This window comes from Streptococcus mitis, from assembly GCF_001074635.1.
In the GTDB taxonomy this organism is placed as follows: Bacteria; Bacillota; Bacilli; order Lactobacillales; family Streptococcaceae; genus Streptococcus; species Streptococcus mitis_E.
Map to the genome: position 1 here is coordinate 1 of NZ_JUQO01000152.1, position 25,173 is coordinate 25,173.

At 40.6% G+C, this 25,173-nt stretch carries 10 protein-coding genes; 9 read left to right on the forward strand and 1 reads right to left on the reverse strand.

The window, feature by feature from the left end; all coding sequences use genetic code 11:
• Together ADI58_RS06370 and ADI58_RS06375 are read left to right on the forward strand one after the other, a co-directional pair.
• Positions 1-304, forward strand: a 304-nt coding sequence (locus ADI58_RS06370) for a flagellar assembly protein H domain protein (protein WP_080982492.1), incomplete at its 5' end; no start/stop codon positions are given.
• Positions 305-860: 556 nt separating this feature from the next.
• Complete coding sequence (locus ADI58_RS06375; RefSeq protein ID WP_049521906.1) at positions 861-12,212, forward strand: MiiA motif-containing surface protein; 11,352 nt, start codon at positions 861-863, stop codon at positions 12,210-12,212.
• Between the two features lie 113 nt (positions 12,213-12,325).
• Here the strand turns inward: ADI58_RS06375 and ADI58_RS06380 are convergent, their stop codons facing one another.
• Positions 12,326-14,422, reverse strand: coding sequence for a GH92 family glycosyl hydrolase (locus ADI58_RS06380; protein ID WP_049521907.1), 2,097 nt, complete (start codon positions 14,420-14,422; stop codon positions 12,326-12,328).
• A 170-nt stretch (positions 14,423-14,592) separates the two neighbouring features.
• Here ADI58_RS06380 and ADI58_RS06385 point away from each other — a divergent pair, with 170 nt between their 5' ends.
• The 7 genes from ADI58_RS06385 to ADI58_RS06415 all read left to right on the forward strand — a co-directional run bounded on the left by ADI58_RS06385 (position 14,593) and on the right by ADI58_RS06415 (position 25,091).
• A complete protein-coding gene (locus ADI58_RS06385) occupies positions 14,593-15,873 on the forward strand; it encodes a glycoside hydrolase family 125 protein (RefSeq protein WP_049521908.1) in 1,281 nt (426 codons plus the stop codon).
• Between the two features lie 91 nt (positions 15,874-15,964).
• Positions 15,965-18,610: an alpha-mannosidase gene (locus tag ADI58_RS06390; RefSeq protein WP_049521909.1), complete on the forward strand. Its 2,646-nt coding sequence runs from the start codon at positions 15,965-15,967 to the stop codon at positions 18,608-18,610.
• A gap of 82 nt (positions 18,611-18,692) precedes the next feature.
• Positions 18,693-19,562 carry an ROK family protein gene (locus ADI58_RS06395; protein ID WP_049521913.1) on the forward strand — a complete coding sequence of 290 codons (870 nt, stop codon included), beginning with the start codon at positions 18,693-18,695 and terminating at the stop codon, positions 19,560-19,562.
• Positions 19,556-21,436, forward strand: a complete 1,881-nt coding sequence (locus ADI58_RS06400) for a beta-N-acetylhexosaminidase (RefSeq protein WP_049521910.1) — start codon at positions 19,556-19,558, stop codon at positions 21,434-21,436. The genes ADI58_RS06395 and ADI58_RS06400 overlap by 7 nt, the downstream gene beginning before the upstream one ends.
• Before the next feature lie 209 nt (positions 21,437-21,645).
• Positions 21,646-22,575, forward strand: coding sequence for an ABC transporter permease (locus ADI58_RS06405; RefSeq protein ID WP_033678652.1), 930 nt, complete (start codon positions 21,646-21,648; stop codon positions 22,573-22,575).
• Positions 22,576-22,588: 13 nt separating this feature from the next.
• Positions 22,589-23,512 carry a carbohydrate ABC transporter permease gene (locus tag ADI58_RS06410; protein ID WP_000818354.1) on the forward strand — a complete coding sequence of 308 codons (924 nt, stop codon included), beginning with the start codon at positions 22,589-22,591 and terminating at the stop codon, positions 23,510-23,512.
• Positions 23,513-23,615: 103 nt separating this feature from the next.
• Positions 23,616-25,091 carry an ABC transporter substrate-binding protein gene (locus tag ADI58_RS06415; RefSeq protein WP_049521911.1) on the forward strand — a complete coding sequence of 492 codons (1,476 nt, stop codon included), beginning with the start codon at positions 23,616-23,618 and terminating at the stop codon, positions 25,089-25,091.
• The last annotated feature ends 82 nt before the right edge of the window (positions 25,092-25,173 follow it).

A 25,173-nucleotide genomic window follows, 5' to 3' on the forward strand; every position in this document is an offset into this window, starting at 1 on the left:
AGACCAACTGCTGGACTACAAGAGCTGGTCCGAGGAGGACAGGAAGATGTTTAGCCAACTACGTATGCGAGAAGAACAAGCCTTATTAGCGCATGACTATGCCTTGGAACAAGCTGAAGAAAAAGGCTTAGAGCGTGGTCGAGCAGAAGGTATTGAACAGGGGCTGGAGCGTGGTAAAGTTGAAGGAAGGGAAGAAGGGAAACTTTTTGCCTTTCTGGATATGGTCCGTCAAGGTCTTCTGACTTCCGAGATAGCAAGCCAGCAATTAGGCATGACCGTCGCTGAACTTGAGGCCTTGTTGTAAATAGTAAAAATGACATGTTATCGCATAAGATAGCATGTTTTGTTTTGTGTTTATACTCTTTAGGAGGTTCGCCAGGAGGCTCGCCAATCCATGTCATCGTCTCTTAGCTGTATCTAGCCAATTGTGCCCTGTTCATGAGGAGTTTTCTGGTTTGATCTTTAATTTTCTGAAGTATATTATTTTTGCGAGTGATTTCTTTTTTAAAAGTTAGAATAGATGCTTTCATACTTCAAACTGATATATTTTACCTTTTTCGACAAATGTATGCGTTGTTTTTCCGAATCGCAAATCATTAACATATAATAATCTTAGAACTTTTTATTTATAAAAATGTGAAAAAATGCGAAATGGAATTTTCTGAAAATTACCTACATTCCCAAAACGCTTTTTTTTTTTGGCGAAAATTTTAAATTAAATTAGTTGCATATATATCAAAAATAAAGTAGAATAGTCAATGTAGGGATTCACACTAACTATAATAATTAGCTGTTGCTTAAGAAATGGCTAGTTTCGCGTGAAAATCCAAAATATATTTTAAAAAGGAGATCCTAAATTAATGGACAACAAATCATCAATGAGTCGCGTTGAGCGTCTACATCGTGAAAAGGTAACACGCTATTCAATCCGCAAGTATAGCTTTGGTGCGGCTAGTGTAGCTGTTGCTGCTCTTTTCATGTTCTTAGGAAATGGTGCTGTATCAGCTGATATGACTGCTGTTCAACCGCAAGACGAATCAGAGCTTAAAGTTAAACCAAATGATGAAAATACTGGATTAGATAAGGTTCAGGGAGATACTACAAAACAAGTAGACAATACAGTTGTAGCGGAACCTACTGCTAAACCAGCAGCACAACCAATTGCAGAAGAGCCAACACAACCAGCTGCACCAGAAGTAACAACTCCAGCTTTGGATAAAACTAAACTAGAAAACTACATTTCAGAAGTTAAATCAAAACTTTCTGCAGGTAAGTATGCTAATAAAACAGAGGAAAGCCTTGCTCTTTTGAATAGTAAATTGGCTTCTGCTGAGTCTACACTCGCTTCTGCAACTACTCAAGATGAATTGACAAAGGCTTATCAGAAACTAGTGACGTTTGTTAGTTCAGGGTTAAAAAACAAACCAAAAGAAGGTCCGAAAGTAGACACTACTAACGGACAACCAACTCTAGGTAAAAAAGCAGAAAACACAGAACCAAAATCTAACTCAATCGAAAACACAGGTTCTAACGACCCACGTAACGATAAAGAGATAGATAAAGATAATGCGTTTAGAACAGAAGCAACAGATAATCAAAAACCTGTAGCGGAAATTCCATATTCTCTTCCATCTGAAAAGAAAATCTTTGTTTATAATGAAGAAGATGCAGGTATTGAAATTCCTGTATATGATGAGAGTGGAAAAATTCGCTTTGCGACTGTAAAACAAGGTTCAAATCAAGCTTTCGGAAATTCATCAGAAGGTGAAAATAAACTAGATATTCAATGGGGATATACTGCAACAGTAATCAATCGTTCTGAAAGCGAAACAGCAGAATTAACTAATGCAACTCAAGCTAATCCTGCAAAAATCATTATTTCAGGAACGCCAAGTGATGCACTAAAAAAATCTGCATCTTATACAAAAACTGAAGATCAAACTGTAAATATTGGTACTCGTTTTGTACACGTACAGGATGAACAAGGATTAAAAAATTCTGGAGACACTAGAACTATTTCAGATCCAGGATATATGTATTTTGTCCTTAAATCTCAAACATACAAATACAGCATTCAACAACCAGAAAATGCTGGAGCTAAAATTAGTGTTAACGATATTGACAACTTAACAGAAGCAGATGTTAAGAAAATTAAAGACAATATTAAAATCGAGTATTCTAAAACTAGCCAAGATGCTAGATTTGAATCTAAAAAAGGTGAAGCACTTAAAAATCAAACTGCAGTAGTAAAAGATATTAATGTTGATACTGCAAACAAAAAAGTAGTAGTAACATATACTGACGATTCAACAGATGAGGCTGCATTATCAAGTGTTGTACGTACAAACGAAAAACCAACAGTAGAAATCCAATATTCAGATTCAAAACCAGATAAAAAAGAAGTATATGTATATGCATCAGAAGTTAACACATTTGATATTAAAATCAAAGATGATAGTGGTAAACTTGCAAGTGCTGAGTTAAGAAGAGGAAGTAACCAAGAATTTAAAGACGTAGCAGGAGAACCTAATAAACAAGATACTCAATACGGATTTACTGCAAACAAATTCACATCCGAAACAACAGCAACAGCAGAAAATCCAGCTGTTATTACGTATACTGGTACTCCAGCACCAGAAGGCGCATTTACAAAAGAAAAATTTGATCAAGCAATTCAAAATGGTGGAACTCCATTAGGATGGCGTTTTGTAAAAGCTATGGATGAAGACGGAGCCGACGCAAGAGGGAATGGTCGTGATGCTACTGACCCAACAGCAGTTAACGTAATTCTTAAACCACAAACTTTAAAATATGACATTAAAACTCCAGCTGAAGCAGATAAAGTAGCCGTAGCAGATGCTAACAGCGTTACTGATGCTGAGTTTGACAAAATTAAAGAGAAAATTAAACTTGAATATTCTCAAAACAATCCAGATGAACGTTTAGCTGATAAAAAAGGTACATTAGTTGATGAAAAAGAACAACCATCTCGTATTCAATCAATAACTAAAGACGGAAACAATGTTGTTGTAACATATGCAGACGGTTCTAAAGATACTAAACCATTAACAGATTTCGCACGTACAAACGAAGCTCCAACATTAGATATTCCATATTCTAATAAAGAAAATAAACAAATCTATCTATATACTACAGAAGAAAGTGATATTTCTCTAAAAGTAAAAGATGATTCTGGAAAAGTTAAAGAAGCAGTTCTTAAATTCCCTGGTGGACAAAATGAGTCTTACATGGATGGTAAAAATAAATCTGCAATGTACTTAAAACAAGAAGGTATGACAACTTCAGAAGTAACTGCAAGTGAAGATTCACCATATGAAATTAAACTTACAGGTACTATTCCAAAAGGAGCATGGGGATTAAACTCTAATACAGGAATGACTCGTATCCTTTATGCAAAAGATACAGATGATAAAGATACTTCTGCTTCATTTGATAATAATAAGAGTGTAAATGGATATATCCGTTTCATCCAAAAAGACCAAACTACTAAATATGACATTAAAACATTAGATGCAGAAAATAAAATTGCTGTTAACGATGCTAATGATTTAACAGATGCAGATCTTGAAAAAATCAAAAACAATCTTAAAGTTGAATATGCTCAAACAAATGATGATGCACGTTTAGCTGATAAAAAAGGTGAAGAAGTAGCAGATGCTTCAAAAGTTGTTGATAAAGTAGAAAAAGATGGCGATAATCTTGTAGTAACCTATAAAGATGGTTCTAAAGATACTAAACCTATCTCAGATGTAGTTCGTACAAACAACGCTCCAGAAGTGAAAATCCCTTACTCTGTAGATGGTAAAAAAGATGTATATGTATATGCAAATGAAGATTTCGATATTCCTATTAAATATACAGATGATAGTGGTAGGGTAGTGGAAGCGTCTGTTAGACAGGGTGGAAATAAAGAACTACCTCAGAAGACTGGACAAGATGATCCTAATGTTTTAGATAATCAATATAATATGACAGTAGGAAAAATTTCTAAAGATACGGAAGCAACAGAAAACAACCCTGCAACTATTCACATCACTGGTAACTTATCTAAGACAACACCAGGATTAGATGCTAAGAAATTCCCAACAGATGAGAATGGTGAATATCCTATCGTAACTCGTTACGCAACAGCAACAGATAAAGACGGAAGAAATATCTTCAACAATGCGACTGGTTCATCATACTCAACAGACCCGGGTGGATTTAGAATTGTTTTAAAAGCTCAAACAGCTAAATATGACGTTAAAGAATTAACTGATGCTGAGAAACCAGTAGTATCAGATATGAAAAATATCCCACAAGCTGAATTAGACAAAATTAAAGAAAATCTTCAATTAGAATACTCTAAGAAAAATAAAGATAAGAACATCAATAAAGATGAAGCAGTTTCTGCAGACAACGTTAAGAAAGCAGTAGATACTGTAACACAAGACGGAGATAACTTAGTAGTAACTTATAAAGATGGTTCTAAAGATACTATTCCTGTAGATAAAGTTGCTAAATTAGACAAGCAACCAGCTATTGATGCAGTAACAACTGAAGCTGATAATAAAATCAAAGCTATCACTGACAATCCTGCTTTGTCACCAGCTGAAAAAGAAAAAGCTAAAGCTAAAGTTAATGAAGATAAACAAGCGGCATTAGATAAAATTGATGACGCTACAAATGCAACAGATGTAAATACAGCTAAAACTGAAGGTACTGATGCTGTAGCGAAAGTTAACCCAGTAGCTAAAGACGCTGCTAAACAAGCAATTGCTGATGAGTTAAAAGCTAAAAATAATGAATTAGATGCACGTAAAGACTTATCAGATGCAGAGAAAAAAGCAGCTAAAGCAGAAGCTAAGAAATTAGCAGATGCACAGTTAGCTGAAGTTGCTAATCAACCTGATAATAAACCAACAGCAGCAGAAGCAGCAGAAGCGCAAAAAGCAGTAGATGCAGCAAAAGATAAAGGTGTAGCAGACGTTAAGACTGTAAACCCAATTGCTAAAGAAAATGCTCTAAAAGCAGTAGCTGACGAGTTAGCTAAAAAAGAAAAACAAATCGACGCTCGTACAGATTTAACAAAAGAAGAAAAAGATGCAGCTAAAGAAGAAGCTAAAGGATTAGCGAAAAAAGCAACAGATGCGATTACCGCTCAACCTGATAAAGCAGCAACACCAGCAGATGCTAAAACAGCTCAAGATGCAGTAGATGCAGCTAAGAAAACAGGTGTTGATGAAGTAGCAGCTGTAAATCCACCAGCTAACAAAAAAACAACAGCTAAAACTGCAGTAGCAGATGAAGCAGAAGCTAAAAAACAAGCTCTTCAAAATGACAACACATTATCTGATGCAGCTAAAGAAAAACTTAAAAAAGAAGTAGATGACATTAAAGAAGCAACAGATGCAGCAATCACTGGTGCTAAGAAAAATGCCGACGTTGACCTAGCTAAAAAAGCAGGTGAACAAGCGATTAAAGCAATCAACTCTGCACGTGTACCAGGTAATAAACTAATCGCTAAAGACCCAACAAATCTAGATGCTGACGAACAAGCTAAACTTAAAAAAGCTATCGAAGCAGTAAACCCAGGTGCAACTGTAACAGTAAATCCTGATGGAACTGCAAGTGTAACATTACCAAATGGTAAAACAGAGCCATTAAAACAAGCTGATTTAACGAAAGCTGCAGATGCTTTAGATACTCCAAATGGTGGTAACGATATTAAACGTCCAGTGGATAAAGTTATCGTTAAAGATCCTGCGAAATTAACGGATGATGAAAAAGCAAAAATCAAACAAGCTGTTCGTGACGTTAACCCTAACGCAGTAGTAACTATGGACGATAAAGGAACAGTAACTGTTTCAACTCCAGAAGGAAAAACAGCAGCATTCCCAGCATCAGAATTAGTACGTACATTAGCAGATGCAGCAAAACCTGATTCAGCTAATACTGGAATTCGTAAACCAGCAGATAAAGTAGTTGGTGATGCAACAAACCCAACTGATCAAGCAAAAGCAACAGAAAAACTTCAAAAATTAAATGGACCTGATGCTAAAGTTCAATATGACGATGAAGGAAATGCAACAGTAATTCGCCCAGACGGAACAATTGCGACAATTCCAGCAGGTGACTTATTCAAGACACCAGAAGATGCTGAGAAAGCAAACGGTGGAGATGACATCAACAAACCAAACTCACAAACTGTTGTAGCAAATAAAACTGCTTTAACAGAACCAGAACGTGAAGCAATCAAAGCGAAAATCGCTGCGGTTAACCCAGAAGGTTCAGTAATTACAGTTAACGAAAAAGGTGAAGCTACTGTCACAACACCAGAAGGCAAAACAGCAGTAATCGATGCTGATGATTTAGTTAAAGCTGCTGACGAAAAAACTAATCCAAAAGCTGGTAACAACATCAACAACCCAGCAGATAGAGTACAAGTAGCAGATAAAGCTAAATTAACACCAGAAGAAATCGCTAAGATCAAAGCAGCAGTTGAAGCAGTAAACCCTGATTCTACAGTAGTTGTTGATGAAAAAGGAAACGCGACTGTAACAACACCAGAAGGCAAAACAGCAACTATTCCAGTAAGCGAATTAGTAAAAGCTCCAACTGACAAAGATAATGTAACTGGTGGAAACCAAGTAAACACTCCAGCGGATAGAGTAGTGGTAGAAAACCCAGCTGCATTAACACCAGATGAGAAAAAAGCAATCGAAGCTAAAATCAAAGCTGTAAACCCAGGTGCTGACGTAGTATTTGACGAAAAAGGAAATGCAACAGTCACAACACCAGAAGGCAAAACAGCAACAATTCCAGCAAGCGATTTAGTAAAACCTAAAGCTGACTTAGCTGACCCAGCGAAACAAGATGCTGTAAACAAACCAGCAGACAAAGTAGTCGTTGACCCAGCAAAAGTAGCAGCTGATCAAGATTTACCACAAGAAGCTAAAGATGCTATTAAGGCAGCTGTAGAAGCAGTAAATCCAGGTTCAACTGTAGTAGTTGATGACAAAGGAAACGCAACAGTAACAACACCAGGTGGTAAAACTGTAGTAATTCCAAAAGCTGACTTAGTGAAAACAGAAGCTGACAAAGAAACTGCTAAAGCAGGAAACAACATCAACAAACCAGCAGACAAAGTAGTTGCTGATAAAGATGCATTAACTCCTGAAAATATCGAAGCAATCAAAGCCAAAGTAGCAGCAGTAAACCCAGGTGCAACAGTAGTAGTAGACGATAAAGGAAATGCAACTGTAGTTACACCAGACGGACAAACAGCAACTATTCCAGTAACTGACTTAGTGAAATCTCCAACAGAAGCTGAAGGTGCAAAAGCAGGAAACAACGTTAACAAACCAGCTGATAAAGTATCTGCGAACAAAGATGCGTTAACTCCTGAAGACATCAAAGCAATCAAAGCTAAAGTAGAAGCAGTTAACCCGGATGCTAAAGTATTCGTAGATGACAAAGGAAACGCAACTGTATCTACTCCAGATGGTAAAACAGCGACAATTCCAGTTGAAGACTTAGTAAAAGATCCAGCAGCTAAAGAAACTCCAAATGCAGGAAACAAAGTAAATACTCCAGCAGATAAAGTAGTTGTAAAAGATCCAGCTAACTTAACACCAGAAGAGAAAAAAGCAATCGAAGATAAGATTAAAGCTGTAAATCCAGATGCTAAAGTAGCATTTGATGACAAAGGAAATGCAACAGTAACAACGAAAGACGGAGCTGTAGCAACAATCCCAGCATCAGACTTAGCGAAAACGAATGCTGACTTAACAGATCCTGCTAAACAAGATGCAGTTAAGAAACCAGCAGACAAAACACTTGTTAAGAACCCAGCTAAATTAACTCCAGCTGAAAAAGATGCAATCAAAGCAGCTGTAGCAAAAGTAAATCCAGAAAATACAACAGTAGTTGTAGATGAAAAAGGAAACGCAACAGTCACAACACCAGACGGTAAAACTGAAGTAATCCCAGCATCAGACTTAGTGAAAACTGCAAAAGACGCTGAAGGTGCAAACGCAGGAAACAATATCAACAAACCAGCAGATAAAGTTTCAGCAACACCAGCAGACTTAACTGGAGATAAGAAAGACGAAGTTAAAGCTAAAATTAAAGCAGCGGTTGAAGCAGTTAACCCAGGTTCAACTGTATTCGTAGACGATAAAGGAAACGCAACAGTAACAACACCAGACGGTAAGACAGCAACAATCCCAGTTGAAGACTTACTGAAAGATCCAGCAGCTAAAACAACTCCATCAGCAGGAAACAAAGTAAACACTCCAGCTGAAAAAGCACTTGTAGATCCAGCAGTATTGAATGATCCAAATGCAACATTACCAAAAGATGTTAAAGATGCTATTCAAAAAGCTGTAGAATCAGTAAATCCAGGAGCAAAAGTAGTAGTAGACGACAAAGGAAATGCAACAGTAACAACACCAGACGGTAAGACAGCAACAATTCCAGCTTCAGATTTAGTGAAATCAAATGCTAAAGACGACTTGGAAAATGCAGCTAAACAAGATGCAATTAAGAAACCGATCGATCAAACAGTAGTTGCAGATAAAGATGCTTTAACAGAGCCAGAAAAAGAAGCAATTAAAGCTAAGGTTCAAGAAGTTAACCCAGGAGCAACAGTAGTAGTAGATGACAAAGGAAACGCAACTGTAACAACTCCAGAAGGAAAAACAGCGGTAATTCCAGCGGATGATTTAGTGAAAACTGCAGATGAAGTGTTAACTGATCCAAAAGCAGGTAACGTCATCAACAAACCAGCTGATAGAGAATTAGTGGCAGATAAAGATCACTTAACTTCTGACGATATCCAAGCTATCAAAGACAGAGTTGCAGAAGTTAACCCAGGAGCATCTGTATACGTGGACGAAAAAGGAAACGCAACAGTAACAACTCCAGACGGACAAACAGCTACAATTCCAGTAGATGATTTAGTGAAGACAGAAGCTGATAAGAATACAGCAAATGCTGGTAACAAAGTAAACACTCCAGCAGATAAAGTATTAGTGAAAGACCCAGCTAAATTAACTGCAAAAGAGCTTGAAGAAGTTGAGAAGAAAATCAAAGAAGTAAATCCAGGTGCTGAAGTAGTATTTGACGATAAAGGAAATGCTACAGTTAAGACTAAAGAAGGTAACATTGCAACAATTCCAGCAGCAGATTTAGTTAAACCAAAAGCAGATTTACAAGATCCAGCTAAGCAAGATGCAGTTAAGAAACCAGCGGATAAAACTTTAGTGAAAAATCCAGACTCATTAACACAAGATGAGAAAGATGCAATCACAGCTAAAGTTAAAGAAGTTAACCCACCAGCAGATGGAACAACTGTATTCGTAGATGACAAAGGAAATGCAACAGTAACAACTAAAGACGGTAAGACTGTAGTCATTCCGAAAGATGATTTAGTGAAAACTGAAGCAGAAGCTGCCAATGAAAAAGCTGGAAACAACATTAACAAACCAGCAGATAAGACTGTAGTAGCAAATCCAGAATCTCTATCTCCAGAAGAGAAGAAAGCAATCGAAGCTAAAGTTAAAGCAGTAAATCCAGATGCTAAAGCAGTATTTGTAGATGACAAAGGAAATGCAACAGTTACATTGAAAGATGGTAAATCAGCAACAATTCCAGCAACTGATTTAGTGAAAACAGAAGCAGACGCAGCTAAACCAAATGCAGGAAATAAAGTGAATACACCAGCTGACAAAGTAGTTGTGAAAGATCCAGATGCTTTAACAGATGCGGATAAAGCTAAGGTTACAGAAGCAATCAAAGCGGTAAATCCAAATGCTGAAAAAGTTGTATTCGACAAAAATGGAAATGCAACAGTAACTCTAACTGATGGAACTACTGCAACAATTCCAGCAGCTGATTTAGTGAAAACAGAAGCAGAAGCGGCTGAACCAGAAGCAGGAAACAATGTGAACACACCAGCTGACAAGACTGCAGTAGCAAATCCAGACTCATTAACACAAGATGAGAAAGATGCAATCGTAGCTAAAGTTAAAGCAGTAAATCCAGGTGCAACTGTAGCGGTTGACGACAAAGGAAACGCAACAGTAACAACACCAGAAGGTAAGACAGCGGTAATTCCAGCAGCAGACTTAACGAAATCAAAAGAAGATGCGGCTAAGCCAAAAGCAGGAAACGACGTAGTTAAACCAGCAGATAAGACTGTAGTGAAAGATCCAACTTCATTAACTGATGAAGAAAAACAAGCAATCACAGATAAGCTTACAGCCTTAAATCCAGATGCAACTGTAGTAGTAGACGACAAAGGCAACGCAACAGTAACACCTAAAGACGGTAAACCAGTTGTAATCCCAGCATCAGACTTAACTAAGACATCAGATGCAGAAAAAGCACCAAAAGCAGGAAATGACATTGTTAAACCAGCTTCTAAGACAAAAGTAGCAAATCCAGATGCTCTAACTCCAGAAGAGAAGAAAGCAATTGCGGATAAAGTGTCAGCAGTAAACCCAGGTTCAACTGTAGTAGTAGACGACAAAGGCAACGCAACAGTAACATTAGAAAATGGTAAGACAGCAGTCATTCCAGCATCAGATTTAACAAAATCTGAAAAAGATGTGAATGATGGAAAAGCTAAAGACAACGCAGTTACACCAGCTTCTAAGACAAAAGTAGCGAACCCTGAGAAATTAACTGACGCTGAGAAGAAAGCAATCGCAGACAAAGTTAAAGCAGCAAATCCAGGTGCTGAAGTTGTAGTAGATGACAAAGGAAATGCAACAGTAGTCAAAGATGGTAATGTTTCAGTTATCCCATCAACAGACTTAGTTAAAGTTGAAGATGATGCTACGAAACCAAATGGTGGTAACGATGCAAACACACCAGCAGCTAAGACTGTAGTGGAAAATCCAGATTCTCTAGATTCAAAAGAGAAAGCAGCAGTTAAGAAAGCTGTTGAAGCAGTCAACTCAGGTTCAACTGTAGTAGTAGACGATAAAGGAAATGCAACAGTAACGAAAGCTGACGGAACAGTTCTTAACATCCCAGCTTCAGACTTAGTCATCCCAGCAGAAAAATTTGCTGACGAAGCTAAGACTGCTAAAGTGAAAACACCAGCTGTCCGTACATTAGTTGGAGATAAAGAAAACTTAACAAAAGACGAAAAAGACGCTGTTAAGAAATCAATTGAAGCAGTCAACCCAGGTGCAACTGTAGTAGTAGACGATAAAGGAAACGCAACAGTAACAATGCCAGACGGTTCTACAGCAACAATTTCTAAAGAACAATTAGTGAAAGATAAAGAAGCTGTTTCTAAATCTAAACACGGTGGAGATAATCTTGATATCGACTTGAGTAAAGTAGAGGTAAAAGACCTTGAAAATATTACTCCAGAAGAAAAAGCGAAATTCCAATTCAAGGTTCTAGGTGCTATCACAAATGTAGAAGAATTCGATCTTGATGCTTACATTAAATCAACAGATAAAGATGGAAACACAGTTTACACATCTAAAGATTCTAAAGTGAAAATTACAATCGACAAAGATGGTAATGCAACAGTTGAAAAAGATGGTAAGAAAGAATTAGCTATTAACATTGATAAAGCTGGAAATGTAACAATCGTTACAAAAGAAGGCCAAGTCTTAGCAATTCCAAGAGATGACGCATTCAAACAACGTCCATATGTACCATCAAATGGTGGAGGCAATAACAGTGGTAACGGTAATGGAACTTCTGGCAATAACGCAGCTACTAACACTGATGCAAAAGTGAATAAAGCTAAGTTAGAAGGTGCTATCCATCAATTAGATGAATTGATCATTAAAGAATCAGCTAAGCTTGATGCAGAAACTGCAAAAGAAGCGAATGCATTATCAGCAGATGCTAAGAAAGTATTTGCTAATGCAGACGCAAGTCAAGCAGAAGTGGATGCAATGGTTAAACGTATCGAAGACTTCATGGCGAAAGTTGCTTCATCAACTGATCATGCAACTCCAGCTAACGACCAAGCTGCTCAAAAACCAGCTGTAGCCCCAGCTACTGCTCAAGCAGCAGCTAATGCTAGCCAAGAAGCAACAACAAACGCGCGTAAAGCAGCTAAAGAATTGCCAAATACAGGTACAGCAGATTCTACTGTAGCTATGGTAGCAGCTGCCGCAAGTGCATTACTTGGTCTTGGTCTTGCAGGCCGTCGTCGTAAAGAAGACGAAGAAGCTTAATTGGTAGATTGTTTGATAAACATCAGATGATAAATCCGATTTTCAAAGCTTAAGCAAGTACCTTTCATAAGAAAATCTCCTAGCAGGAAAGTCTGCTAGGAGATTTTTGCATTTCAGGAAGTGGACGGCTGACTTGGTAACCAGCTAAGTGTGAAAGTTAGTTGCTCAGCTTTTAGGAGGTCTTGGTGTTGAATAGTTGATACTAGAGTTGTGTCCAGTCGGCATTCTTTGACAAAGTTAAAATGGTTGTGGTTTTGCTCAGTATGAATATCTAGCCATTTACCTTCTTTAGCAAGGTAGATACGGAGGTGGTTAAAGAGAGGGATTCCGAGATCATAGCTTGGTTTTCCTGGACAGGTCGGATAAAAACCGAGAGCTGACCAGATGTACCAGGCTGAGAGACTGCCATTGTCTTCATCGCCAGGATAGGCTTGCCAGCTTGGGTGAAAGGCTTTCTGACGTAAGGTCTTGATAAGAAGGGCGGTGTAGTCAGGGTTGTTGCTGTAGCGGAAGAGATAAGGAATGTGGAAGCTCGGTTGGTTGGAAATAGCGACTTGTCCAAAAGGAGCAGTTGCCATCTCGCTCATCTCATGAATCTCGTAACCATAGCCTGTTGTCTCAAAGAGGGGAGCCTCTTGACAGACTTTCAAAAGATACTTGCTGAAGGCTTCTTTTCCACCCATAAGTTGGATTAAGTCTGGGATGTCGTGGAGAACGCCTAAAGTCGCTTGAATGGCAGAACATTCGGCATAATCACGTCCCCAACTGTATGGAGAGAAGTCAGGACGGAAGTTTCCTTGATTGTCTCGCGCTCGCATGTAGCCTGTTTCAGCGTCAAATAGATGGCGGTAATTTTGTGAAGCAGTTCTATAAGTTTCTGCGATATCATTCTGACCGAGTTTTTCGGCACAGCTAGCGATACAAAAATCGCTATAGGCATAGTCTAGGGTATGGCTGACGCTTTCGTGGTGGTCGGTAGAGAGGTAGCCCAGCTCTTGGTATTGGGCTAGTCCGTGGCGACCATTGATGCCGAGAGGGTCGGATTTGGTGGCTGTTTCAAGCATGGCTTGAAGGAGTTCTTCTTCCAAGTCGGGAGCCATGTCCTTGCAGGCGCTATCTGCGATAATGCCGTCTAAAAGGGTACCAGGCATCATGCCACGTTCATCTGGGGCCAGCCATTTTGGAAGAAATCCGGTATCGCGGTAGTTATTGAGAAATCCTTCTAAGAAGCGGTGGTAGTATTCCGGTATGATAAGGGCAAAGAGGGGGAAGGTGGTGCGGAAGGTATCCCAGAAACCATTGTTGCTGAAGAGAACACCAGGCTTGACAGTTCCAGTAGCCAAATCCATGTGGATGGCTTGCCCTGATTCATTAACCTCATAAAAAGTCTGAGGAAATAGGAAGAGTCTGTAAAGGCAGTGGTCAAAGAAGGTTCGGTCAGCCTCTCCCTTCTCGATAACGTCAAAACGATGTAGGAGATTTTCCCAGTCCGCTTGGGCACTTGCTTTACAGCTATCAAAATCTTCTTGAGGTAGATTGACTAGAGCTTGAGAAGGGGAGATGAAAGAAGTTGCTAGCTGGATTTCAGCATGACTATCTGTCAGGTCAATTCGCCAGTCTCCTCTTTCTTGGTTGACAGCAAGAATATCCGTGTTCATTTGCAGGGCAGTGAACATTATTAGCGGATTTTTATTGGTCTCAGTTTTTCCTTCTTGTCGCAGGGCAAGAGTCCGCTTATTTACTTGTTCTATTGTCAGTTCATCTGCTGCGTGAAGATAGAGGGAGAGGGCTTTGCCTTGCTTTTGCTCCAAACGAATAGAAGCGCCGTAGCAAGTCGGTGTAAGCTGGCTTTCAATCTGATAGCGCAGGGAGAAAATCTTCAAATAATGAGGTTGAAAAGAGGCCTTATCCCTATCATAGGAAGACTGGCGGTGGAAGAGGCTGTCTCCACCTAGTTGGCCTGTAACAGGTGTCAGGAGGAGCCAAGAGTAGTCCCCAATCCAAGGACTAGGCTGGTGGGTTAATCGAATCCCCTGAAAGATGGGCAAATGCGGATCGAAAAACCAAGCTCCCTCCTGGTCACTGGTCTGGGGCACAAAGTAATTCATCCCAAAAGGCACGCCTGTGTAGGGCAGGGTATTTCCCCGAGAGAAGGCATGCTTGCTAGCAGTTCCAAAGCGGGTATCGATGGCTTCAAGTAGTGGTTTCATAGTCTTTCCTTTAGCTGTTTTTCTACATTATATCAGAAAAAGAGGGCCTTTAGAAAAGGAGTTTTAAAGATAACTATTTTGTAGAAAAATGACTATCATTTGTGTATGTATTTTCTGTCTCAAAAGCTATATACTGAAAATGAATCTTGTTTGAAAGAGGATACTGCACGATGATTTATTCAAAAGAAATTGTTAGAGAATGGCTAGATGAAGTTGCAGAGCGGGCTAAGGACCATCCAGAGTGGGTGGATGTTTTCGAGCGTTGCTACACCGACACCTTGGACAATACGGTTGAAATCTTAGAAGACGGTTCAACTTTTGTCTTGACTGGGGATATTCCTGCTATGTGGCTTCGAGATTCGACAGCCCAACTCAGACCCTACCTGCATGTGGCTAAAAGAGATGCCCTCCTGCGTCAGACCATTGCAAGTTTGGTTAAACGTCAGATGACCTTGATTCTAAAGGATCCTTATGCCAATTCCTTTAATATTGAGGAAAACTGGAAGGGGCACCACGAGACCGACCACACCGACCTTAATGGCTGGATTTGGGAACGCAAGTACGAGGTGGACTCGCTTTGCTATCCTTTGCAGTTGGCTTATCTCCTCTGGAAAGAGACTGGCGAGACTAGTCAGTTTGATGAAACTTTTGTCACAGCGACTAAGGAAATTCTCCATCTATGGACGGTAGAACAAGACCACAAGAACTCTCCTTATCGTTTTGTCCGAGATACGGACCGCAAGGAAGACACTTTGGTAAATGATGGTTTTGGTCCTGACTTTGCCGTGACAGGAATGACCTGGTCAGCCTTTCGTCCAAGTGATGATTGTTGTCAATATAGCTACTTGATTCCGTCAAATATGTTTGCAGTTGTTGTTTTAGGGTATGTCCAAGAAATCTTTGCAGAACTAGCCCTAGCTGATAGCCAGAGTGTTATTGCTGATGCCAAGCGCCTCCAGGCTGAAATCCAAGAAGGAATCGAAAATTATGCCTACACCACCAACAGCAAGGGCGAAAAGATTTATGCCTTTGAAGTAGATGGTCTAGGAAATGCCAGCATCATGGATGATCCAAACGTTCCAAGTTTGTTGGCTGCGCCTTATCTGGGCTACTGCGATGTCAACGATGAAGTGTATCAAGCAACTCGTCGTACCATTCTGAGCCCTGAAAATCCATATTTCTACCAAGGAGAATACGCTAGCGGTCTCGGAAGTTCTCATACCTTCTATCGCTATATCTGGCCAATCGCTCTGTCTATCCAAGGTTTGACAACAAGAGATAAGGCAGAGAAGAAATTCTTGCTGGATCAGCTGGTTGCTTGTGATGGTGGAACAGGTGTTATGCACGAAAGCTTCCACGTGGATGATCCGACCCTCTACTCACGTGAATGGTTTTCTTGGGCCAACATGATGTTCTGTGAGTTGGTCTTGGATTACTTGGATATTCGCTAAAGAACACGCTTTAGCGCAAATGATTCTTGGAAAGAATCACAAATTTGCATTTAAAACGTTAAAATTTAAATTTAGAATGAGGTTTTACTTCATGGAAAATGTTGTTGTACATATTATTTCTCATAGTCACTGGGACCGTGAGTGGTACTTGCCTTTTGAAAGCCACCGTATGCAGTTGGTGGAATTGTTTGACAATCTCTTTGATCTCTTTGAAAATGACCCTGAGTTCAAGAGTTTCCATTTAGATGGACAAACCATTGTCCTTGATGACTACTTGGAGATTCGCCCTGAAAATCGCGACAAAGTTCAACGCTACATTGACGAAGGAAAATTGAAGATTGGTCCCTTTTACATCTTGCAGGATGACTACTTGATTTCCAGCGAAGCCAATGTCCGCAATACCTTGATTGGACAAGCTGAATGTGCCAAATGGGGTAAATCAACTCAGATTGGTTACTTCCCAGATACCTTTGGAAATATGGGACAAGCGCCTCAAATTCTTCAAAAATCAGGTATTCACGTGGCGGCCTTTGGTCGTGGTGTGAAGCCGATTGGATTTGACAACCAAGTCCTCGAAGATGAGCAGTTTACATCCCAGTTTTCAGAAATGTACTGGCAGGGTGCGGATGGTAGTCGTGTTTTAGGTATTCTCTTTGCCAACTGGTACAGTAACGGGAATGAAATTCCAGTTGATAAAGATGAGGCCTTGACCTTCTGGAAACAAAAATTGTCAGATGTGCGTGCCTACGCTTCGACCAACCAATGGTTGATGATGAACGGATGTGATCACCAGCCTGTACAGAAAAATCTGAGCGAAGCCATTCGTGTGGCAAATGAACTCTTCCCAGATGTAACCTTTGTTCATAGTTCTTTTGATGAATATGTTCAAGCTGTGGAAGGTGCGCTTCCAGAGCAGTTATCAACGGTTACAGGTGAGTTGACCAGTCAGGAAACAGATGGTTGGTACACACTTGCCAACACTTCTTCATCTCGCATTTACCTCAAACAAGCCTTCCAAGAAAATAGCAACCTACTAGAACAAGTTGTAGAACCCTTGACAATTATCACTGGGGGCCACAACCACAAGGATCAGTTGACCTATGCTTGGAAAACACTTTTACAAAATGCGCCGCATGATAGTATTTGTGGTTGTAGCGTGGACGAAGTTCACCGTGAGATGGAAACTCGTTTTGCCAAGGTCAACCAAGTCGGAAACTTTGTGAAAAGCAATCTTCTGAACGAGTGGAAGGGCAAAATAGCTACAGCTAAGGCTCAAAGTGATTATCTCTTTACTGTCATTAACACAGGCTTGCATGATAAGGTTGATACTGTCAGCACAGTGATTGATGTGGCGACTTGTGATTTCAAGGAATTGCACCCAACAGAAGGTTACAAGAAGATGGCTGCTCTTACCTTGCCAAGCTACCGTGTGGAGGACTTGGATGGGCGTCCTGTAGAGGCTAAAATCGAAGACCTCGGAGCTAATTTTGAGTACGATTTACCAAAAGACAAGTTCCGCCAAGCTCGTATTGCTCGACAAGTGCGCGTGACCATTCCAGTTCACCTAGCGCCACTTTCTTGGACAACCTTCCAATTGCTGGAAGGAGAACAAGAACACCGCGACGGTATTTACCAAAACGGAGTGATTGATACGCCATTTGTAACGGTGAGTGTGGATGACAACATCACAGTCTATGATAAGACAACTCACGAAGCTTATGAAGATTTTATCCGCTTCGAAGACCGTGGTGACATCGGAAATGAGTATATCTATTTCCAACCAAAAGAAACAGAGCCAATCTATGCAGAGCTAAAGGGTTACGAGGTCTTGGAAAACACAGCTCGCTATGCTAAAATCTTGCTCAAACATGAATTGACCGTGCCTGTCAGTGCGGATGAAAAGCTAGAAGAAGAGCAAAAAGGCATCATCGAGTTTATGAAGCGTGAGGCTGGACGTTCAGAAGAGTTGACAAGTATTCCTCTGGAAACTGAGCTGACTGTCTTTGTTGACAACCCACAAATTCGTTGCAAGACTCGCTTTACCAACACTGCCAAAGACCACCGTATCCGTCTCTTGGTCAAGACTCACAACACGCGTCCAAGCAATGATTCTGAAAGCATTTATGAGGTGGTGACACGACCAAACAAACCAGCAGCTTCATGGGAAAATCCTGAAAATCCTCAACACCAACAAGCCTTTGTCAGTCTGTATGACGATGAAAAAGGTGTGACTGTATCCAACAAGGGATTGAATGAATACGAAATCCTTGGAGACGACACCATTGCCGTGACCATTCTGCGTGCATCAGGTGAGTTAGGTGACTGGGGTTACTTCCCAACACCAGAAGCACAATGCTTGCGTGAGTTTGAAGTCGAGTTTGCGCTTGAATGCCACCAAGCCCAAGAACGCTTCTCAGCCTATCGTCGTGCTAAAGCCTTGCAGACACCATTTACCAGCCTTCAGCTTGCTAGACAGGAAGGAAGCGTAGCTGCGACTGGTAGCCTCTTGAGCCATTCTGTTCTCAGCATACCGCAAATCTGTCCAACAGCCTTTAAGGTAGCTGAAAATGAAGAAGGCTATGTCCTTCGTTACTACAATATGTGTAGTGAAAATGTACGTGTACCGGAAAGTCAACATCTCTTACTTGACCTACTTGAGCGACCATATCCAGTTCATTCAGGACTATTGGCTCCACAAGAAATTCGTACAGAATTCATCAAAAAAGAAGAAATTTAATTTCAAAAAGTAAACATAAAAAGAAAGGAGGGGCGAAAAGGTAAGAACTAACTGCTGATTTGCCCCTTTTATGGTAAAAACAATGACCATTGCAACGATTGATATCGGAGGGACTGGGATTAAGTTTGCCAGTCTGACTCCTGATGGGAAAATACTGAATAAGACAAGCATTCCAACGCCTGAAAGTTTGGAGGATTTACTAGCGTGGCTAGATCAACGCTTGTCAGAACAGGATTACAGCGGGATTGCTATGAGCGTTCCAGGTGCGGTTAATCAAGAGACAGGTGTGATTGATGGCTTCAGTGCCGTGCCTTATATCCACGGATTTTCTTGGTATGAGGCGCTTAGTTCTTATCAGATTCCTGTCCATCTGGAAAATGATGCCAACTGCGTTGGACTCAGTGAATTACTGGCTCATCCAGAACTTGAAAATGCAGCCTGTGTCGTGATTGGGACAGGGATTGGCGGAGCCATGATTATCAATGGCAGACTTCACAGAGGTCGCCACGGCCTGGGTGGAGAATTTGGCTACATGACAACCCTTGCCCCTGCTGAAAAGCTCAACAACTGGTCGCAACTAGCATCAACTGGGAATATGGTACGCTACGTGATTGAAAAATCTGGTCAGACTGATTGGGACGGTCGCAAGATTTACCAAGAGGCCGCAGCTGGCAATGCTCTTTGTCAAGAAGCCATTGAGCGCATGAATCGTAATCTGGCGCAAGGCTTGCTCAATATTCAGTATCTGATCGACCCAGATGTCATCAGTCTGGGAGGCTCTATCAGTCAAAATCCAGATTTTATTCAAGGTGTCAAGAAGGCTGTAGATGACTTTGTTGATACCTACGAAGAATACACGGTCGCACCCGTTATCCAAGCCTGCACCTATCATGCAGATGCTAATCTTTACGGTGCCCTTGTTAACTGGCTACAGGAGGAAAACCAATGGTAAGATTTACAGGACTCAGTCCCAAACAAGCGCAAGCTATTGAAATATTAAAAAAGCACATTTCTCTACCAGATGTTGAGGTGTTAGTCACTCAGTCTGATCAAGCTTCTATCTCTATCAAGGGTGAGGATGGTCACTATCAATTGACCTACCGCAAACCTCACCAACTTTATCGTGCCTTGTCCTTGTTGGCAACAGCTCTAGTAGAAGGTGATAAAGTAGAGATTGAGGAACAAGCAGCTTACGAAGATTTAGCCTATATGGCTGACTGTTCGCGCAATGCGGTGCTGAATGTCGCTTCTGCCAAGCAGATGATTGAACTCTTAGCTCTCATGGGCTATTCAACCTTTGAACTTTACATGGAAGACACTTACCAGATTGAAGGGCAGCCTTACTTTGGCTATTTCCGTGGAGCCTACTCAGCTGAGGAGTTGCAGGAAATCGAAGCCTATGCCCAGCAGTTTGACATGACCTTTGTGCCATGTATCCAGACCTTGGCCCACTTGTCTGCCTTCGTTAAATGGGGTGTCAAAGAAGTTCAGGAGCTCCGTGATGTGGAGGATATCCTCCTTATCGGCGAAGAAAAGGTTTATGACCTGATTGATGGTATGTTTGCTACTCTATCTAAACTGAAGACTCGCAAGGTCAATATCGGGATGGACGAAGCCCACTTGGTTGGTTTGGGACGCTACTTGATTCTGAATGGTGTTGTGGATCGTAGTCTCCTCATGTGCCAACACTTGGAGCGCGTGCTGGATATTGCTGACAAATATGGTTTCCATTGCCAGATGTGGAGCGATATGTTCTTTAAACTTATGTCAGCAGATGGCCAGTACGACCGCGACGTGGAAATCCCAGAGGAAACTCGTGTATACCTAGACCGCCTCAAAGATCGTGTGACTTTGGTTTACTGGGACTATTATCAGGATAGCGAGGAAAAATATAACCGCAATTTCCGTAATCACCACAAGATTAGCCAAGATATCGCCTTTGCAGGCGGGGCTTGGAAATGGATCGGTTTCACACCCAACAACCATTTCAGCCGTCTCATCGCTATTGAAGCCAATAAAGCCTGTCGTGCCAATGAGATAAAAGAAGTCATTGTAACGGGTTGGGGGGATAATGGTGGTGAAACAGCCCAATTCGCTGTTCTACCAAGCTTGCAAATCTGGGCAGAACTCAGCTATCGCAATGACCTAGACCGACTGTCTGCTCATTTCCAGACCAATACAGGTCTATCAGTTGAAGATTTTATGCAGATTGACCTTGCCAACCTCTTGCCAGACTTACCAGGCAATCTCAGTGGTATCAATCCCAACCGCTATGTCTTTTATCAGGATGTTCTTTGTCCGATACTTGACCAGCACATGACACCTGAACAAGACAAGCCCCACTTCGCTCAGGCAGCTGAGACGCTTGCTAACATTAAAGAAAAAGCTGGCAACTATGCCTACCTCTTTGAAACTCAGGCCCAGTTGAACCAGATTTTAAGTAGCAAAGTGGATGTAGGACGACGCATTCGCAAAGCCTATCAAGCGGATGACAAAGACAGCTTGAAACAAATTGCCAGAGAAGAATTGCCAAAACTCAGAAGTGATGTTGAAAACTTCCACAAGCTCTTTAGCCACCAATGGCTCAAAGAAAACAAGGTCTTTGGTTTGGATACAGTTGACATCCGTATGGGCGGACTCTTGCAACGCATCAAGCGAGCAGAAAGCCGTATCGAGGCTTATCTGACTGGTCAGATTGACCGCATCGACGAACTAGAAGTGGAAATCCTGCCATTTAACGACTTCTACGCAGACAAGGACTTCGCAGCCACAACAGCCAACCAGTGGCATACCATTGCGACAGCTTCAACCATTTATACGACATAAAAAACAAGAACACCGTGCCTTACTCAGAGTGTTTCGCGTGAAACATCCCTTTCTTCAAAAGTACTCCACATAAAATAATTTGTGGAGTTTTTTCTATAATTAGGAGTTTAACCTAACCAGCAAATAGGAGTATACTAATAATGTAATCGTTATCAAAAGTCTAAAAAGGAATTTTTAGATGGATATCAAAATAAAAAAGGGAGGAAATTATGAATAAGTTTTCAAAGACCTTGAGAGACAACTGGATCTTTCTCTTGATGGTTTTACCAGGGGCACTCTGGTTGATTCTATTCTTCTACATTCCAGTATTTGGGAACGTGGTTGCCTTCAAAGACTACCACATGACCAGTAATGGTTTCATAGATAGTATCATGAATAGTAAATGGGTCGGACTAGATAATTTCAGATTCTTATTTAGTTCAAGAGACGCCTTTATTATCACACGAAATACTGTCCTCTACAATCTCGGCTTTATCTTTATTGGCTTGATTGTATCAGTAGGGATTGCCATCATCCTCAGTGAACTCCGTTCTAAGAGAATGGTTAAGATCTTCCAAACTTCCATGTTGTTCCCTTACTTCTTGTCTTGGGTTATCATCAGTTTCTTTACAGATGCCTTCCTAAACATTGACAAAGGGGTGTTCAACCATTTCCTAGAGTCTATCGGGATGAAGGAAATCAATTTCTACGCTAACTTAGGCATCTGGCCATATCTCCTACTTTTCCTAGGTATTTGGAAAGGTTTTGGATATAGCAGTGTCATGTACTATGCGACAATCATGGGAATTGATCCAACCTATTACGAAGCAGCGACAGTAGACGGAGCCAGCAAATGGCAACGAATTCGCAATGTAACCATTCCGCAGTTGACACCGCTGGTAACTGTATTGACCATCCTTGCAGTCGGAAATATCTTCCGTGCAGACTTCGGTCTTTTCTACCAAATCCCCCACAATGCTGGTCAGCTTTATAATGTAACCAATGTCTTGGACGTATATGTATATAATGGCTTGACTCAGACAGCAGATATCGGGATGGCATCAGCGGCAGGTCTCTACCAATCAGTTGTTGGCTTGATTCTGGTTATCCTATCAAACTTACTTGCAAGACGAGTTGATCCAAACTCAGCCTTGTTCTAGAAAGGAGGAGAATATGGCAGAAAAGAAAATTAAAAAAGAAAAAATTGATAATGTCGGTATTCACTCCTTCAGTAAGAAAGCAGATATCTTCTTTAGTACCATTTCTGGTTTGGTTGCCCTCTCTTGTATCCTACCCTTCGTATTCGTTATCGTGATTTCGGTGACAGATGAAAAGAGTATCCTCCAAAATGGATATAGCTTCTTCCCATCCCAATTTGGATTAGATGGATTTGAGTTCTTAGCACAGTTTAAGGATAAAATCCTCCAAGCCCTCTTCATCTCAGTCTTTGTAACCGTAGTTGGGACATTGACAAATGTCTTTATCACAACAACTTATGCCTACGCTATTTCACGGACAACCTTTAAGTATCGCAGATTTTTTACCATCTTCGTACTTCTCAGTATGTTGTTCAACGCTGGTTTGGTACCAGGTTATATCATGGTAACTCGTGTACTTCAGCTTGGTGACACTGTTTGGGCCTTGATTGTTCCAATGCTTCTCTCACCATTCAATATTGTCTTGATGCGTTCCTTCTTTAAGAAGACCATCCCAGAAGCCATTCTTGAATCCGCTCGTATCGATGGTGCCAGTGAAGCTCGGATTTTCTTCCAAATCTGTTTGCCATTGTCACTACCAGGTATCGCAACCATCACGCTCTTGACAGCTCTTGGTTTCTGGAATGACTGGTTCAATGCCCTTCTTTACATCAAGAGTGATAACTTGTATCCATTGCAATATTTGCTCATGCAAATCCAACAAAATATGGACTACATCGCCAAAGCAGTCGGCCTATCTGGTCAACTGGGAGTTGCTCTACCGAAAGAAACAGGACGTATGGCCATGGTTGTGGTCGCAACCCTTCCAATCGCGATTTTGTATCCATTCTTCCAACGCTACTTTGTAAAAGGTTTGACTATCGGTGGTGTGAAAGAATAGTGCTTGTTGAGAAAAAATATTTCTCAGTTCCCAACTTCCCTTGAGTGAAGTTAAGATCATTACATTGTTTATAAGTTTAAAAATAAAAAAAGGAGTTTTTATCATGAAAAACTGGAAAAAATATGCTTTTGCATCTGCTAGTGTAGTCGCTTTGGCTGCAGGTCTTGCTGCTTGTGGAAATTTGACAGGTAACAGCAAAAAAGCTGCTGATTCAGGTGACAAACCTGTTATCAAAATGTACCAAATCGGTGACAAACCAGATAACTTGGATGAATTGCTAGAAAACGCTAACAAAATTATCGAAGAAAAAGTTGGTGCCAAATTGGATATCCAATACCTTGGCTGGGGTGACTATGGTAAGAAAATGTCAGTTATCACATCATCTGGTGAAAACTATGATATTGCCTTTGCAGATAACTACATTGTAAATGCTCAAAAAGGTGCTTATGCTGACTTGACAGAATTGTACAAAAAAGAAGGTAAAGACCTTTACAAAGCACTTGACCCAGCTTACATCAAGGGTAATACTGTAAACGGTAAAATTTACGCTGTTCCAGTTGCAGCCAACGTTGCATCATCTCAAAACTTCGCTTTCAACGGAACTCTTCTTGCCAAATACGGTATCGATATTTCAGGTGTCACTTCATATGAAACACTTGAACCAGTCTTGAAACAAATCAAAGAAAAAGCTCCAGATGTAGTGCCATTTGCGGTTACTAAGAACTTCATCCCATCTGATAACTTTGACTACCCAGTTCCAAATGGACTTCCATTCGTTATTGACCTTGAAGGGGACACTACTAAGATCGTAAACCGTTACGAAGTGCCTCGCTTTAAAGAACACTTGAAGACTCTTCACAAATTCTATGAAGCTGGATACATTCCAAAAGATGTAGCAACAAGCGATACTTCATTTGACCTTCAACAAGATACTTGGTTCGTTCGTGAAGAAACAGTAGGACCAGCTGACTATGGTAACAGCTTGCTTTCACGTGTTGCGAACAAAGATATCCAAATCAAACCAATCACTAACTTCATCAAGAAAAACCAAACAACACAAGTTGCTAACTTTGTTATCTCAAACAACTCTAAGAACAAAGAAAAATCAATGGAAGTGTTGAACCTCTTGAACACTAACCCAGAACTCTTGAACGGTCTTGTTTACGGTCCAGAAGGCAAGAACTGGGAAAAAATTGCAGGTAAAGAAAATCGTGTTAAAGTCCTTGATGGCTACAAAGGAAACACTCACATGGGTGGATGGAATACTGGTAACAACTGGATTCTTTACATCAACGAAAACGTTACAGACCAACAAATCGAAGATTCTAAGAAACAATTGGCTGAAGCTAAAGAATCTCCAGCACTTGGATTCATCTTTAACACTGACAATGTGAAATCTGAAATCTCAGCAATCTCTAACACAATGCAACAATTCGATACAGCTATCAACACTGGTACTGTAGACCCAGACAAAGCTATTCCAGAATTGATGGAAAAATTGAAATCTGAAGGTGCCTACGAAAAAGTATTGAACGAAATGCAAAAACAATACGATGAATTCTTGAAAAACAAAAAATAATCAGCTAAATTGATTTCGTGTATTCATTCCTAATTCCTAAAAACTGAATCACTGTTTTCCTCAGGTTTATCTGGGGAGGCAG